This is a genomic window from Butyricimonas synergistica DSM 23225, assembly GCF_000379665.1.
Lineage (GTDB): Bacteria > Bacteroidota > Bacteroidia > Bacteroidales > Marinifilaceae > Butyricimonas > Butyricimonas synergistica.
The window spans coordinates 546584-563417 of record NZ_KB903359.1; the positions used below are offsets into that span (position 1 = coordinate 546584).

The window sequence follows — 16834 nt, forward strand, 5'->3', positions numbered from 1 at the left end:
CATCTAAAAGTATATAGAATTATGAAAGTGATATATAAAATAGCGAAACGGGAATTGCAAATGCTTTTCTACTCACCGATAGCTTGGTTATTATTATTGTGTTTTGCCATTCAGACTGGGATTATTTTTTCCGAACTTTTCGGGAGTTTGGTGAGAGATGCTAATGAATATGGGCACGCCTGGAGAGCTTCCAAGACTCTGTTTGCTTTCGGAGATCAAGGTGAAGGGCTATGGATACAGGTACAAAGTTTCTTGTATTTTTATATTCCGTTGTTGACCATGGGAATGGTAAGTAAGGATTTAAGCAGCGGATCAATTAAATTGTTGTATTCTTCGCCTATTAGTAGTTTGCAGATCATTTTGGGTAAATATCTGTGTATGGTGTTTTATGCCTTGATATTGATGGCAATATTAAGCATTTATTTGATTATAGCTTGGTGCACGGTAGAGAATTTTGAGGAAGCATGGATTTTGACCGGATTCTTGGGTGTATTTTTACAAACTTGTACCTATATGGTGATAGGAATCTTTATGTCCAGTCTAACTTCTTACCAAATTATTGCAGCTGTCGGGACATTCTTGATTTTTATGTTGATGAGTATGGTCGGAGGGATGGGGCAGCAATACGATCTTGTACGAGATATTACTTATTGGTTGTGTATCAACGGGAGGTCTTCTACTTTCATCCAAGGTATGTTATGCAGTGAAGATTTGATTTATTTTCCAGTAGTAATTGCTATGTTTTGGCATTGACCGTGATTCGTCTGAATGCTGTACGCCAGAAACAACGTTTTGTTATTACCGCGGGTAAAAATACGATTGTTATTGTTGTTGTTTGCGTGATAGCTTTTGTGTCCTCCCGTCCGTCATTGCTTGCTTACTATGATGCTACACATACAAAGTTAAATACGTTAACCCCCGTGAGTCAGGAGATTATTAAAAAAGTAGAGGGGGGAATGACAATTACTTCTTACGTGAATGTGTTGGATCGTGGTTATGTAGGGTATGCCTATCCACGTTTTATCATGGAAAATCAAGTTTTTTTCCGTAAGTACACGCGTTTTAAACCAGAGATAAAGTTGAAAACTGTATATTATTATGCGGAGCCGGACGATGATTTGCGGGCAGCCGATCCCACAGGAGAACAAGCTTGGGCGAAAGCAAGAAGAGTTTGTGAGATATACGATGTGGATAGTATGATGTTGAAAAACCAGAAAGAAATCGACCAAATAGTAGATTTGTCGGAGGAGGGATACACGTTTATTCGTCAGATTGTTCGGGAAAACGGACAAAAAGAGTGGTTGCGCGTATATGATTATGGTATGGGTAGACATCCTGGAGAAGCAGAAGTCACTGTTGCTTTCAAACGAATGATCATGACTTTGCCGAAAATCGGATATGTCTCCGGTCATCGTGAACGTGGAATGCAGGATGAGAGTTTGTTAAGTTATAATTTTATAATGAATAATAAAAAGGTGCAATCATCTGTGTGGAATCAGGGATATGATGTGGAAGAAATCACTTTAGATAAAACGGTGCCGGAAGATATTAGTTTGATCTTGATTGCCGACCCCAGGGATCCGTTAACATTGGATGAAGAAGCTGTGTTGCAGGCATATTTGAATCGGGGAGGAAGTTTGTTTATGTTAGGGGAACCTCGTCACCGGGATGCCTTGAATCCTACGTTACGAAGGATGTTCGGTTTGGAATTGACCCCGATGTTGGTGCAACCGGATTCTGCATTTAAAAAAGTGTTGCCCGATATTATAGCCCCGCTTCCGACAAAAGTTGCAGAAGAAAAAATGTATGAGTTAAAAAAGATATGGATGTTCAGTATGCCAACTGCTTCCGGGGTGGAACAAATCGAGGATAAGGGTTTTGAAATTTTTCCGATAGCGCAAGTGGATACCACGAAATCTCTTTGCTGGACGGAATTGGAAACGACAGATTTTATTGACGATACGGTTAAATTAAATCCGGTTATCGGAGAGGTCGCCAAAAAATACTCTACGGCTATTGGATTATCCAAAAAGGTCGGGGATAAAGAACAACGAATAGTGATTGTCGGAGATGCGGATGTACTTTCGAATGATGCGTTTATCACGAATTATGGCATTGGAGGATTGAATAATCTTTTATTACTGGGAAGCTGTCATTGGTTGTCTTATGGCGAGGTTCCTATCGACGTGAGACGTCCGGATACGACAGATAACAATGTCCATATGACAGTACCAACCTTTGCGGTGGTATCGTGGATATTACGGGTGGGCATACCGTTTGTGTTGTTCGTGTTGTACCTGTTCTTGTGGTTGAGGAGAAGAGGGCGGTAAAAGTTAAAAATTAAAAGCTGAAAGTTGATAAGCTATAAAGATATTTTGATATGAATAAATCAATTGTAAAAGTAGAACATTTGTCACATCGTTATAGTGTGCAATGGGCAGTAAGTGACATTAGTTTCGAGATTCCTTGTAAAGGAATATATGGATTGCTTGGTTCTAACGGGGCTGGTAAGTCGACCGTGATGAATATTTTGTGTGGAGTTTTGAAACAGACTCAAGGGAATGCGTTTATTAATGGAATTAATACCAAAGAGAATACTATAGAAGCAAAAAAGTTTATTGGTTTTTTGCCTCAAAAGCCTCCATTGTATAATGATTTGACGGTAGAGGAATATCTGTCCTACACGGCAGAGTTGAGACACATGCCGGATAACGAAATTGCGGCAGCCGTAGGTGAAGTATTGGAATTATGTGCTATATCTCATTTCCGTAAACGTTTGGTGAAGAATCTGTCAGGAGGTTATCAACAACGTGTGGGAATAGCGCAGGCTATTATTCATAAACCACAATTAGTGGTATTCGACGAACCCACGAACGGGTTGGATCCGAATCAAATTATTGAGATCCGGGAATTAATTCGGGGTATAGCCAAAGAACGTACTGTGATACTTTCAACACACATTCTGTCGGAAGTTCAGGCTATCTGTGATCATATTTTGATGATAGAACAAGGAAAATTGGTTTTCTCCGGTACCGTGGAAGAGTTTGATAATTATATCGTGCCGAATACGATTTATGTATCATTAGCAGATGCGCCTTCCGTGGACGTGTTAAGCCAAGTAGAGGGTATAACTCAAGTGGAAGAACTTGGGGGACCCAACTTCCGGATTCATTTTACTGATGTTGATTTAGCCATGGATCGGTTGGTGGAACAAAGTGCTGTCAATCACTGGAAGATGGTTGAAATTCGGTTGGAAAAAAGTTCTTTGGATACCATATTTGCCGAGTTGTCCAAGAAGAAATAGGCAAATAGAAAGATTAATCACTAAAAAGAGGAAACAATGAAAATGATATTAAAAATAGCGAAAAAAGAATTGCAATTGCTGTTCTATTCGCCAGTAGCCTGGTTCTTGTTGGTCGTTTTTGCCTTGCAGGCAGCAATGTTGTTTACTGGAAAATACGAGTATTTTCTGAAAAATAATGAATATGGAGACGGATTTCAATTCATGGCTTCTGCCAGTTTATTCATCCGTGGGTTATGGGGGTACGTGTTGGGATATTTGTATTATTATATTCCGTTGTTGACGATGGGATTAGTCAGCCGGGAGTTAAGTACGGGTTCAATTAAGTTATTATACTCTTCGCCGCTAACAAATGCGCAAATCATCTTGGGAAAATTCTTTTCGATGGTGATCTATGCAGCAATGATGTGTGCTATTTTATTATTTTACGTGATTGTTGCCTGGAGCACGGTACAAGATTTTGAATGGGCTGCGATATTGACCGGTTTGTTAGGAATATTTCTAGTAACTTGTACTTATGCTGCTGTCGGGATTTTTGTTTCCAGTTTAACTTCGTATCAGTTTGTGGCAGCTGTTGGTACCTTTCTCGTGTTGATGTTCTTGAGTATGATAGGTGGATGGTGGCAAGAGTATGATATTGTTCGCGACGTGACTTACTGGTTGAGTATCAATGGACGAGCCTCTACTTTCGTTATGGGAATGATCTGTTCGGAAGACTTGCTTTATTTCCCTATCGTGACAGCCTTGTTCTTGGCTTTGACCATTATTCGTTTGGTGGCAATCCGGCAAAAAGTAAAATTCTCGGTTACTTTGGGCAGAAATTTGGGGGTAATTCTATTGGCTTGTACTTTAGGTTATTTATCTTCCCGTCCGAAATTAATGGCTTATTATGATGCAACTTCCACGAAGTGGAACACGCTGACTCAATCCAGCCAAGATGTAATAGCTAAAATGGATGGAGGGGTAACGGTTACCGCTTATGCCAATATTATGAGCCCCATGTACGGTTATTTCGCTTATCCTAACTTTATCCAATACAATAGAGAATTGTTTAAAATGTACGAACGCTTTAAACCGGAAATGAAATTGAAAATTGTATATTACTACGATTCAATAACTCCAGCTGAAGGAGAAAGTGCATACAAAGGATATCAGGCTACTTTGAAGAAAAGCCCGGGTAAAACTCTTTGGGAGTTAGCGAAAGAGAAATGTGAGGGATGGAATATCGACAGTAATAAGGTGAAAAGTCCGGATGAAATTCGAAAAATAATTGATTTGACTGGAGAAAAGAGTTTTGCTTGGCATATCGAGCGGGAATCCGGAGAAAGTACCTTTTTGAGATTATATGGTCTGGATCCTCAGACTCCTTTCCCGAGCGAGGCTGAAATGACTGCGGCATTTAAGCGCCTAACAATGAAATTGCCCAAGGTAGGATTTGTCACGGGGTACGGAATGCGTTCCATTCGAGATTTTACACCCCGCGGGTACAGTACGATTGCGGGGGAAAAGAATTTCCGTCACTCGTTATTAAATCAAGGGTTTGATGCAGCAGAAATTGATTTGCATCAGGAAGTTCCGGCTGACATTGATATTTTAACAATAGCAGACGTGAGAAGACCTCTCGATCCGGAAGAAGAGCGTTCTTTGGAAAATTACGTGAAGCGAGGCGGTAATGTGTATATACTTGGGGAACCGCGAAGGAGAGAAACGATGAATCCGTTCCTGTCTAAAATATTTGGAGTTGAGCTTTCGGAAGGAACTTTGGTACAATACCGTTGGGAGTGGTTGCAACCGGATGCGTTATATAGTTTGGTAACAGAGGAAGCTAAAAATGAAACTTTTTATTACGGGTTGGCGTGGTACGTGATGATGCCGACTACTGCCGGTTTGGAAAAAGTGGCTGACCGTGGATTTAAAGTCATGCCTTTGTTGAAGAGTGACACGCTGGTGCAGGAGCTCGAAAAGAAAGAACCAAGACCTTATACAGTGTGGAACGAAATGGAATCTTTGGATTACCAAGATGATCCGTTAACATATAATCCGGCTGCCGGAGAGGTTGCTAAAGAATACTACCCGGCACTGATGCTGACACGAGATGTGAATGGTAAAGAACAGAGAATCGTGCTCACGGGTGATGCAGACTGTATTTCAAACGGAGAGCTGGAACAATCTCGTTCGGCAACAAACTTCGTGATGATATTGGGAACCTACCATTATCTGTCTTACAACGAGATGCCGGTAGATGTACGAAGAAGTCCGTCAACGGATACACTGGTACATATTAATCGTACCGGATTTAATATTCTTTATACTGGATTTATGATTATATTGCCTCTATTTCTTTTCGGAACCGGTCTATTCTTATGGCTAAAAAGAAGAAGGGGATAGATAAGAAAGTTCGAAGTTAAAATAAAAGTTTAGGCTTAAAAGCTGGTTGTAGAAAGGTTTTTGGGAAGAGCAATGAAATGATTTATTCATCGAATTGTTCTTCCCGAGATCAATTGTTATCATTAAAATAAAGTGAAAGATGAGTTTTAAGATAGATAAACAAACGCTGAACGACTTGGCTGTATTTAGTTCGGGCAGGAGTAAATCGGTATACGAGATATTCAACCGGACGCATACCCGGGGTGGGGGACGTTTACTGGAGGAAATGTTCCAGTATCCGCTTTCGGAAGTCGAAGCAATCACGAGTCGTAGCGAAGCTATTTGCTATTATATGAATAGTGATATGGTTTTTCCTTTCCGGGGAGCGATTTTTGATGCCATTGAATTTTATTTAGGCAACACGGATACGCGTAGTCAATTGATGGCTCAGGATAACACGTTAGGACGAAAGGTGAAAAATTTGGTCGGGTCCGATACCGATTATACTTGGATACACAATGGTATTGTCGGATGTCTGGAATTACTAAACACATTGGATGATTTCTTGAAAAAATCAATAAACACGGACAGCAAGGAAATTATGGAATCCTCCGCCAGTTTAAAACAACTACTGGAAAATGAGAAATGGGCTTGGTACGTAAACGAGAAAGGAAAAAAGAAAGTCTATTACGAGCAAGCGGTGACTTATGATCGGGTATTTCGTTTCGAGGAACGGGATAAAATTTACAAAATATTGTATTACATCTATTTAATAGATGTGTATATCACTGTGGCACAAGTTGCTAAAACAAATCATTTCACGTATGCCCGGGCGTATCCGGCGGAGAAGAATATTTTGGAAATTAAAGGAGCTTTTCATCCGTTTTTGAAGAAACCCGTGGGGAACGACATTGAGGTCAACGAGAATAGTAACGTGATTTTTTTGACGGGAGCCAACATGGCAGGTAAATCTACTTTCATGAAATCTTTTGCTATTTCGATCTTCCTGGCTCACGTGGGATTTCCCGTTCCGGCAGAAGCTATGGAATTTTCTGTTCGTAACGGGATGTTCACGACAATTAATCTTCCCGATAACTTGAGTATGGGATATAGCCACTTCTACGCGGAAGTGTTGCGTGTAAAAAAAGTTGCGCAACAAGTACGGCAAACACCTAACCTGATTATCATCTTTGATGAATTATTCCGGGGAACGAACGTAAAGGATGCGTATGATGCGACTTTAGCTGTTACCGAAGCATTCTCGGAAATACGAAATTGTACTTTTATGATTTCTACTCATATTATCGAAGTGGGGCAGGTCCTGAAGGAACGTTGCTCGAATATTAAATTTGTTTATTTGCCAACGGTCATGGAGGGAAGCACGCCTGTGTACACGTATAAATTGAAAGAAGGTATCACGAATGACCGACACGGTATGATTATTATTAATAACGAGAAGATCATCGAAATTATTAACGGGGAAGGAGGTATGCGATGAGTTTTGAAACAGACAAGCAAACCTTGGATGACTTGAACATTTTGGGAAAATACAAGAACGATTCTGTTTACAGTATTTTCGGGGGAATTGTGACCCGGGGTGGAGAACGTATGTTGGAGAATATGTTTACCCATCCGCTGAAAGATGCAGAGGCTATTAATAGACGGGTGTCTATATTTCGTTATTTCAAAGATTGTAAACTGAAATTCCCGGGAACTCCTGAGGAATATGACATCGTGGAACAATATATCGGCGGAGCTAGTGGAAAACACTGGATATTTAATCTCATGTTATTGGGACAGATGAAATTCATGGAAATAATAGGACATGATCCTCGTTATAAATTATGGCAGGAACAAGTGCGGGCAACCATTCTCTTTTTAGAAAAAGCAAAACAATATTTGCGGGAACTCGTGAAGGGTATGAGTGGTAATCCTTTGGAAGAAAGGATAAAGGAGGGAATTTCGCTATTAGATAATAAATTATTGAATCATCTTTTGGAGCATGGGGATCGGAAATTGAGTATGGATAAAATGTTCCAGTTTGACCGATTGCTTCGTTGCCAGTTAAACAAAGAATTATTGAAACTGTTGAATCTGTTTCACGAGTTGGATCTATGTACAGTTGTCGGGCGTATCGCAAGTGAACGGAATTTTTGTTTTCCCGTGGCTTGCCGGGAGAATGAAATTTCGATGAAGCTAGTAGGTGTACGTCATCCTGCAATCATGGGCGCTATATCTAATGACATGGAAATCACTAAAAGTAAAAATATATTTTTCCTGACGGGAGCTAATATGGCTGGTAAATCTACTTTAATGAAGTCTTTCGGCATAGCTGTCTATATGGCTCACATGGGTTTCCCTGTGGCTGCAAAAGAGATGGAATTTACCGTTCAGGATGGAATGTACACTTCAATCAATGTGCCGGATAACATAAATTTGGGATACAGTCACTTTTATGCGGAAGTCCTACGAGTGAAGAAGGTTGCCGAAGAAGTAAGTAAATCTAAACGTTTGGTCGTGATCTTCGATGAATTGTTCAAGGGAACAAACGTGAAAGATGCTTACGATGCAACTCTGGCAGTCACGGAAGCATTGGCGAAACGGAGAGCCTGTTCTTTCTTGATTTCTACGCATATCATAGAGGTGGGGCAGGATTTAGGCAGAGATTGCGACAATGTCACTTTCGCTTACCTGCCCACGGTGATGGAAGGTAAGGTTCCGACATATACTTACAAATTGCGAGAAGGTATCACGAGTGATAAACATGGTATGATCATTATCAACAATGAACGTATTATTGATATTATCCGTGGTAAGATTAGTTAAATCATAAGTTTTGATAGTTATGGAAATGACATCTTTTTTAAATGTGGCGATTATAAGCATGACGTTAGCTCTCGCTTTCTACTCTTTAGGGACTTGGGCGGAACGGGTACAAGGTATTTTGAAACCTTGGCATATCGTGTGTTTTTTGTTAGGATTGTCTGCTGATTCGTATGGGACTGCCGTGATGGCAGATATTGCCGGGAATAAAATGGATATATTGCATGGCAGTACGGGTATGTTGGCTTTGATTCTAATGGCTATTCATGCCATATGGGCTATTGTAACCTATTGGAAAGGTAGTCCGAAAGCTAAACAAAATTTCAGTAAGTTCAGTGTTTTCGTTTGGGCATTTTGGCTGATCCCTTATATTTTAGGTATAGTCTTGGGAATGTCCCATTGAAAATAATAACTTTAATATGCTCAATACACGACAAAGGGGCTGTCTAACAATAAAAAGTTTGCAGCCTCTTTTTTTCATATTCTTTTCTTTTTTTCAAGATAAAACTTGCTTATGCTGCCATCAATAATCTTTTCTTCGAATATTTGGTGTTTATTTGATAATAAGTAGCAGATTTTAGCGCATTTTTCCGCATAAAGTGTCGTTCCTGCGTTCTAACTGTAAGTTTTTTGATATTATGTGCAATCGCTTTCAACCCGAAGTCGATACAGACTCCGGTGTTTCCCTTTAATCTGAACCTTGTTGGACAGTCCCATTTCTTTTATCAAAATATTTTGTTGGAAAATAGAATTATACTATTTTTGTTAAAATAATCATTAAAATATAGACTTATGAAAAAGATAAAGTTATTTTTCTAGCTCAACCGGCATTCAATTTACCTGCAAGTATAGGGGATAAAGTAACCTTTTATTTAAAGGTTGATATTTTACGATCATATCCTACGATACAAGGAACTTTTCATTTGAAGGTTCGAGATGGATATCATAATGAAGTTGCAGATGCGAAATTTCTTATAAGAGTAGTTTAAATAAATAAGTATGAATTTATATTATTGGGGCTTATTCATACGTTTTACGTGTAAGATATTATTAAGAAGCAAAGCATTATGGGGATGTGCTTTGCTTGTTTTTTGTTGTGTCAATTTTTTCCAAATATATTTTCAAAGTGATTTTGCATCAGATCCTTTTTCTGTTGATTTTACCGAGGTATTGAGAAATTATACATTTCCGGAATTAATGCCGTATATGAATGTTTATTTGCTTTCGGTATTGTTGGTCATGGTACTTCTATTCTTTTCGGTTTCATTTTTGTGTAAAGGGGCAAAAAAAGGAACGATGGAAGTTATTGGTTTTCGTCCCGAAAGTAACATGGAATACGTTTGGGGTACAACATTCGGTTTCTTGTTGGTTTTTGGGGGTATAGGATTGGTTTGTTTATTAGGGGGATGTTTTATTCATTTATTATGGGGGCAGGCTCCGTTTATGATTGGATATTACCTTTTTTATTATTTCTCGTTGTTTATTCCTGCCTTGTTGTGTTGGTTGGGGATTTCGTTTTGTGTCACGTTACTTTCTCGAGAACGGGGAAGTTGTGTTTTCTTTTTGTTGGTCCTTTATTTCGTGAGCATTTTATATATGGCAAATTGCCGGTGGGGTGTTTTTGATATTTTAGGAATAGAGTTACCCAATATGTTTTCTCAAGCGACGGGACATTCAAACTTGAAGTTATATCTGTTGCAGAGAGGGTGTTGGATGTTATTGGGAATCGGTTTATTGCAAAGTGCCGTTCTATTATTCGGGCGAATCCCGAATAACCCCGTGAAGGCGGGACGAGGTATTATAGCGTGTTTATTCTTGGGATGCGGGTGCTTTTTAGGGGTGCTTTTTTATCAAGAGAATCAGGACGTGGACACCAAGAGGCAAGTATATGCTGAAATATATGCTAAATTTGATGCTCTCCCCAAAGTAACAATAATTTCCCATGATATAACTTTCCAAAGGGAAAGCGACCTCATGAAAGCGACCTCTGAAATCACATTACAAAACAGGAATAACGCTTCTCTGAGTGAAGTGATTTTTTATTTAAATCCGGCGTTGGGGATCGAATCAATAATATGGAATGGAGAAAAAGTAAGTTATGAAAGAGAATGCCAAGTTGTACAGATAAAAAAAAGAATGAGACCGGATGAAACCATTCGTGTAAATATGAATTACTCGGGGAAGATTGATGAAAATGTTTGCTATTTGGATATTCCAGATTCTCGCGTACAAGATGTGGAAAAGTACATTGCTTGTCCCGTGGGAAAACGGTATGCTTTTTTAGAAAATGATTATACCTTGTTGCTGCCGGAGGTTTTATGGTATCCGGTGACCGTACCTCCCTTGAATACGGTTAAGGAAACTCGCATTTCCAAGAATTTTACTCGTTATTCGTTGAAAGTTTTGGGCGAATCGGATAAAGTGGTTATATCGCAAGGAGAACGTGTTCTTGGTGACGGTTATATTTTTTTCCGAGATAGTTGTCCATTAACGGGCATTTCTATTTGTATCGGTGATTATGATGTACGTTCTGTTCAGGTTGACTCCGTTCTTTACGAGTTATATTTGTTGAACGGGAAATTTATTCCTCGAACAAGTGATATCCGGAAACCATACGGGACGGTGATGCCTGAATTTTTGAGCGAGGTAAAGACTATTGGAGAAGAACGAGTGGGAGGGAAGTACCCGTATCGTCACTTTAGAATGGTTGAATCTCCCGTGATATTCACCTCTTACTACAGAATGCACAAATACGGATCTGAATTTGTACAGCCTGAAATTGTTTTTTTTGAGGAACGTGGCAGAAGTATTCTTGAACGAGATAGAATATTTCATTTTCCTGAAGCTTTACGCAGTTATTTTGAAGCATGCTTATTTAGTGAGGGGCAAAATGAGGATATTTTTACCTGGAAACGGTTGTTCGACCATCGCATGAATGCTTTTGCTTTCATGTTTAAGAATATTCATGTAGAGCCTAATCATCACGGTATATTTCCCATGTTTTATTGGCAAGTTGCAGATATACATTCCGGCGATTACCCTGAATTGGAAATGCTTTTTTTTGAATTGATAAGACATCTTAATTATATTCCAGAAAGACAAATCGTTGTACGTGGGAATACGGGTGTGGGGAGAGAGGTGCAAGATTACTTGCAAAAGTATAGCTTGGAGGATGCTTTTGTTGATAAAGCGATAGATACTAAATTATTTACACAAGTATTGGAGGTGAAAATCGATGAGTTGTTGAGGGGCATTATTGATAAAGGGGTGACTAAGGAACAATTGAAAACATTTATTTTTTCCTTCATGGAGGAGCATCGTTTCAGTAGATTGGCATATGAAGATATTTGCCAAGCTTTTCAAGAGAAATTTGGAATAGATTTTTCGGGTATTTTATCCAATGGGTATCGAAATGTTGGACTTCCGGTTTATACCGTGGAAAATTTCAACGTCAGGAGGATCGGGGAAGAGGATAGAAGGCAGGCTCCTTTGGCACATGTGCGTTTTAGGGTATTTAATTATAGTGATGTCGACGGAATGGTGAATCTTCAATCGTCCAATGTTCCTTTTGTTTCTGGATTGACTCGGATGAGCGCTTATGAGACAAAACCGGTGGATATTTGTTTTAAAATTCCGGCTAAAACAGGAAAAGATGTATCACTCCTTTTACCCGATAGCCCACACTATTATGCCTTAGACTTAAATGCTTGTGGCAATATGCCTAATTGTATTGGAACGGAATTGATGGATATAGCGGGGGAATGCGATACCTTGCAATATATGCGAGAATTTGATGTAGCGAATACCCCGATAGATACGAACGAAATTATTGTTGATAATGAAGATTCCGGTTTTCTAGTGGTCAACTCTGGTAATTATTCTCGTTTCTTCTCGAAAAAAGAACAAGATGTTGTCAATAAATACGAAAATATGAAAAGTTGCTTAATTCCTGATGACTATTGGCGATTTTTTATAGACCATAATGCTTTCGGAAAATTTGTGAGGAGTGCAGTTATTCGACGTGTTGGTAAAGGAGGAACTCACGTGGAGTGGAATGTTGATCTGAAACGAGAGGGACGATACGAGGTATTTGCGCATCTTCCTAAATTTATTTATTCTGGTGTTTTTACTAAAAATCAAAATCCGGATGTAACATTCCTACCATTCAATTATGTTATTTCTTCCGCACGTGGAGAAGCTCAGGTAGTTGTTCAGGCAAAGCAGGAAAATAGTTGGGTTTCTCTTGGAATTTATGATTACACGCCCGGGCATTATCGTGTAAAATTAAGTGACAAGGGGGAAGCTGGTTATTCTATTGTAGCAGATGCCGTGAAATGGGTATATGTCGGGCAGAGAGAAACAAAATAGCCGAAGAAGTTATCACTAACACTCCGGCTATTTCTCTGAATTATTTAAAAACAACTAAGAACACAGGCTACTCTTCAGTAATCACAATTTTTATGATTTTATCTCCTTGGCGGATGGCGTCAATAACCTCCAAGCCCTCGTACACTTGCCCGAAGCAAGTATGTCTTCTGTCCAGGTGTGCCGTATTTCTACGGTTGTGGCAAATGAAGAATTGAGAGCCCCCGGTATCCCGCCCGGCATGAGCCATAGACAAAACACCACGGTCATGATATTGGTTTTCTCCGGTCAATTCGCACTTGATCGTGTATCCCGGACCTCCGGTTCCATCTCCCTTCGGACAACCACCTTGGATCACGAAATCCGGGATTACCCGGTGAAAGGTCAAACCATCGTAAAAACCTTCTTTGGCTAACTTCACGAAATTAGCAACCGTGTTGGGTGCATCTTTTTCATAAAAAAGGACTTTCATAACACCTTTTTCAGTCTCGATTTCTGCTCTATACATTACGAATTTGCTTTAGAATTTTCTCTAGCAAATGTAGGTTTTAAAATGAATGGAAGCAAGTTGTCTAATGTTATTTAACGCATTTTATGTAATATGACAGCTAGGCTGCTATATGTTGCAAGTTACAGGCTTGCAGGTTACAAGTTGAATTTATTTATTAATAAACCTGTAGTAATCAGGGAAAGCGGAATCAATTTATCTCTTGTTTTAATACGTCGGGGAGTTCCAGACCTCTTTTCTCGAGGCTGATAAACCAATCGGATAATTCTTCCGGGCGAATGGAATATAATACTTCCCGAAACTGGTCGATTTGTTCATCATTGAACTGGTCGGATGGAATACCCCTGTACAAGTCTAATTCCTCGTCATCAAAGTATTCTATTTTTTCGTCTACTTTTTTCAATCCTTTTTCACAGATAGCGTGAGCCCCACAGCAATCGGCAGGAGGGGCTATGATAGGAGTCTCTTCTGTCTTTTTTTTCGATTTGGAGAGGAATGTAAAAAGGGCAACTATCGCTAGAAGCCCTATTATACTGATGATAATGTAAATCATTTCAATTACTTGGAAAGTTCTTTCTTCAATAGATTTACCTGGTTTGTCAACTTTTCGACTTCTTGAGTCTTCTTGTTCAGCATACTTTTGGCGTCAGCCAATTGTTTTTTCACCCCGGCGATTTCTTTTTCCAAACGGGCAATTTCGCTGTCTTTGAACTTGATATTTGCCTTGATGGTTTCCACCTCGTTCTTTAATTTCCGGTTATCCCAGTCAGCATTGGTCTTGTATTCTGCCAATTGCTTCTGAAGCAGGTCACGTTCTTCGGTAGTTCTTTTCAATTGAAGTTGCAAACCGTTCAATTGTCCCTCGTTATCCTTTACCTTTGATTTTACCTGTTCGGAAACATCTTTCAATTCGGATTTTAAAGCGGATTCCTTGCTTTGCAGAGTACGCAATTGCACGTAAAGATCGTCAATTTGCTTGTCTTTAGCTGCATTATTTGCGGTCAACTGGTAACGAACGGCGTTGAAGTCTGCCTTGAGTTTCTGCATTTCGGATTCCAGAGTCTTTTTATCATTTGCCAATGTTGCCACTTCTCTGTCTACGCTTCTCTTTGCTCGTGCTAACTCCTCGTATTTCTTTTTTGAAACGCAAGAGGAGAAAAGTAACGTGAAGATCAAAATGCCTGATATATAAAATAACCCTTTTCTCATACTGAAATGTTTAAATTGAACTTTTTCTATTGTTGTGTGGCAAAAGTAGTAAATTATTTGTGTATAACAAAGAATATAGGAGGTGGCAGAATCTTAATTTATTGTTAATGACTCGTGACCAGTTGTCAAATTCGTGTGTCAAATACATATTTATTTATATATTCGCGATAGAAAATGATTACAGAATAATATAGTTGCTATGAATAAGAAAATCCTCTCGTTACTCGTTTTGTTTTTTGGAGTATTGTTTGCCGTTCAGGCTCAGAATGATGGAAAGATACGGGTGAAGGGCGTCGTGTTGGATGAAGTTACACGCAAGCCGATAGAATTTGCCAATATCGGGATTCTCGGTACGGTTGCCGGGGCAGCTTCGGATATGGACGGGCTGTTTGAATTGATCGTTTCCGAAAGATTGGCAACTTACACGATGAAAGTCTCGGCTGTCGGGTACTCTGCCGTTGAAATGAAACTATACGAGGCAAGGGATAAAGGAGAGGTTCAGATACTTTTGAAACCGATGACTTACGGGATTAATGAGGTAGACGTGACAGCAGAATCCTTGGTGTTGAAGAGGTTATTGCAGAACGTGGTGGACAATATCGGGAGAAACTACATTCCTCGCCCTTATAATTACGAGGGATATTTCGAGTATGGAGTACGGGTGAATGATGGGGAGAAAAAATCGAAAGAGGCTATCGTGGAGATTTATGATAGCGAAGGATACAAACGTTCTAACGTGGAGCAGGCGTTTAAGGCATTAAATTATAATTTCTCGCAAGTGCGCCGGAGCGATGAATCGACTTCCGCTACTGACGGGTTGATTTTCTTTGATGATATCATCACGGCGGATATAGTGCGCAATACCCGTAATATTTTGGATTTGGAGAATTACAGGGACTTCAAACTGAAAAGCAAAGGTAAATTCATGTACGAGGGAGATTCCGTGCAGATCGTGTCTTACGAATGCTTGAAACCTTCCCTGTCGAATTCCGGTACGGCTTTCGTGACGAAATACAGCGGAGAGATATACGTGGAGCTAAAGAATTATGCTGTCATCAAGAACGTGATGCGGATCACGTCTTCCGCGTTTAACCTTTTGGGAAGAAATCTGATATTGGCAGGCGACAGTTCCCGTAACGAGGTAATGGCTACGATCACAACCAATTACAAAAAAGTAAGTTCTTATTACTTTTTGAGCGGGGTGAGCGTGGTATATACTTACTTGGATGGTGGCGAGCGAGTAAAGGGAGAGATGCAATACCAGACGACTAAGGTAAGCGTGAACAAGACAACTCCTATTGCTGGACGGGTGTATTATGAAGAAGTGCCGACAGACAAGAATTTCTGGGATCGTTACACGATATATTTGGAAGAAGAAGATTAAAAAAAGTCCCCAATCGGGGACTTTTATTTTAGATTTAAAGATTTTGAATTCCAGCCACACGTGCCATCATTTTTTATAAGCTATGAAAGAACAGATTTGGAAGAACATCGAACAAATGAGAGCCGAAGCTCCATTGGTACACAATATCACGAATGACGTCGTCATGAACAACACGGCAAACGCTTTGCTGGCTGCAGGTGCTTCCCCGATCATGGCGCACGCTTTGGAAGAAATAAACGAGATGGTTGCCTTGTGCAGGGCAACCGTGATAAATATCGGGACGTTAGACCGTTTCACTGTGGAATCCATGAAAGCGGCCATTCGGCGAGCTAATGAAATTCATCATCCCGTGGTACTCGACCCCGTGGGGGCGGGAGCTACGAGTTTCCGGAATAAAGTTCTTCAGGATATACTGTCTGCCGGAACTCCGCGATATATCCGGGGAAATGCTTCCGAGATTATGACTATGGCAGGTTTATCCACGACCTCCAAAGGGGTGGATAGTACCGAATCTTCGTTAAATAGCCTAGAGGCAGCCCGGGTATTGAGCCGTCGGGTGGGATGTGTCGTTTGCGTGAGCGGGGAAACAGATTTAGTGGTTTTGGGGGATAGGGTGGTGTACCTGCACAACGGTTCCCCGATGATGGAAAAAGTTACCGGGTTGGGATGCACGGCTACGGCTATTTTAGGCGCTTTTGCCGCCGTGGTGGAAGACGAGTTTATGGCAGCCGTGAGCGCTACAGCTTTCATGGGTATATGCGGGGAGATAGCTGCGGAAATGTCAAAAGGTCCGGGGACTTTACAATTGAATTTATACGACGTGATGTATAATCTGACACGTGAGCAATTCATGCAATACGTGCGAATTTCTGAATGA

The 16834-nt window shown here is 40.1% G+C and carries 13 protein-coding genes; 10 read left to right on the forward strand and 3 right to left on the reverse strand.

What is annotated here, in order from left to right; translation table 11 throughout:
- The first annotated feature begins 21 nt into the window (after positions 1-21).
- The 8 genes from A3CY_RS22630 to A3CY_RS0102420 all read left to right on the forward strand — a co-directional run bounded on the left by A3CY_RS22630 (position 22) and on the right by A3CY_RS0102420 (position 12859).
- A complete protein-coding gene (locus tag A3CY_RS22630; protein ID WP_051082668.1) occupies positions 22-753 on the forward strand; it encodes an ABC transporter permease in 732 nt (243 codons plus the stop codon).
- Positions 744-2330, forward strand: a complete 1587-nt coding sequence (locus A3CY_RS20045) for a GldG family protein (RefSeq protein WP_051082669.1) — start codon at positions 744-746, stop codon at positions 2328-2330. Before A3CY_RS22630 ends, A3CY_RS20045 begins: the two co-directional genes overlap by 10 nt.
- Before the next feature lie 50 nt (positions 2331-2380).
- Positions 2381-3304: an ABC transporter ATP-binding protein gene (locus tag A3CY_RS0102395; protein WP_018336295.1), complete on the forward strand. Its 924-nt coding sequence runs from the start codon at positions 2381-2383 to the stop codon at positions 3302-3304.
- A gap of 36 nt (positions 3305-3340) precedes the next feature.
- On the forward strand, positions 3341-5689 hold the full coding sequence (locus tag A3CY_RS0102400; protein ID WP_018336296.1) for a Gldg family protein: 2349 nt from the start codon (positions 3341-3343) through the stop codon (positions 5687-5689).
- 139 nt (positions 5690-5828) lie between these two features.
- Positions 5829-7166: a MutS-related protein gene (locus A3CY_RS0102405; protein ID WP_018336297.1), complete on the forward strand. Its 1338-nt coding sequence runs from the start codon at positions 5829-5831 to the stop codon at positions 7164-7166.
- A complete protein-coding gene (locus tag A3CY_RS0102410; protein WP_018336298.1) occupies positions 7163-8494 on the forward strand; it encodes a MutS-related protein in 1332 nt (443 codons plus the stop codon). The genes A3CY_RS0102405 and A3CY_RS0102410 overlap by 4 nt, the downstream gene beginning before the upstream one ends.
- A gap of 19 nt (positions 8495-8513) precedes the next feature.
- Positions 8514-8894 carry an HsmA family protein gene (locus A3CY_RS0102415; protein WP_026207219.1) on the forward strand — a complete coding sequence of 127 codons (381 nt, stop codon included), beginning with the start codon at positions 8514-8516 and terminating at the stop codon, positions 8892-8894.
- A gap of 596 nt (positions 8895-9490) precedes the next feature.
- On the forward strand, positions 9491-12859 hold the full coding sequence (locus A3CY_RS0102420) for a golvesin C-terminal-like domain-containing protein (protein ID WP_018336300.1): 3369 nt from the start codon (positions 9491-9493) through the stop codon (positions 12857-12859).
- 67 nt (positions 12860-12926) lie between these two features.
- On the opposite strand, the gene A3CY_RS0102425 is transcribed toward A3CY_RS0102420, so the two are convergent.
- The 3 genes from A3CY_RS0102425 to A3CY_RS0102435 form a co-directional block, all read right to left on the reverse strand.
- A complete protein-coding gene (locus A3CY_RS0102425; RefSeq protein WP_018336301.1) occupies positions 12927-13364 on the reverse strand; it encodes a peptidylprolyl isomerase in 438 nt (145 codons plus the stop codon).
- Positions 13365-13554: 190 nt separating this feature from the next.
- Positions 13555-13917 (reverse strand): hypothetical protein, encoded by a 363-nt coding sequence (locus A3CY_RS0102430; RefSeq protein WP_018336302.1) that lies wholly within the window; start codon positions 13915-13917, stop codon positions 13555-13557.
- A gap of 5 nt (positions 13918-13922) precedes the next feature.
- Positions 13923-14573: a hypothetical protein gene (locus tag A3CY_RS0102435; protein ID WP_018336303.1), complete on the reverse strand. Its 651-nt coding sequence runs from the start codon at positions 14571-14573 to the stop codon at positions 13923-13925.
- A gap of 199 nt (positions 14574-14772) precedes the next feature.
- On the opposite strand from A3CY_RS0102435, the gene A3CY_RS0102440 reads away from it, so the two are divergent.
- Both A3CY_RS0102440 and thiM read left to right on the forward strand, forming a co-directional pair.
- Complete coding sequence (locus A3CY_RS0102440) at positions 14773-15957, forward strand: carboxypeptidase-like regulatory domain-containing protein (RefSeq protein WP_018336304.1); 1185 nt, start codon at positions 14773-14775, stop codon at positions 15955-15957.
- An 82-nt stretch (positions 15958-16039) separates the two neighbouring features.
- Positions 16040-16834, forward strand: coding sequence for a hydroxyethylthiazole kinase (gene thiM, locus A3CY_RS0102445; protein WP_018336305.1), 795 nt, complete (start codon positions 16040-16042; stop codon positions 16832-16834).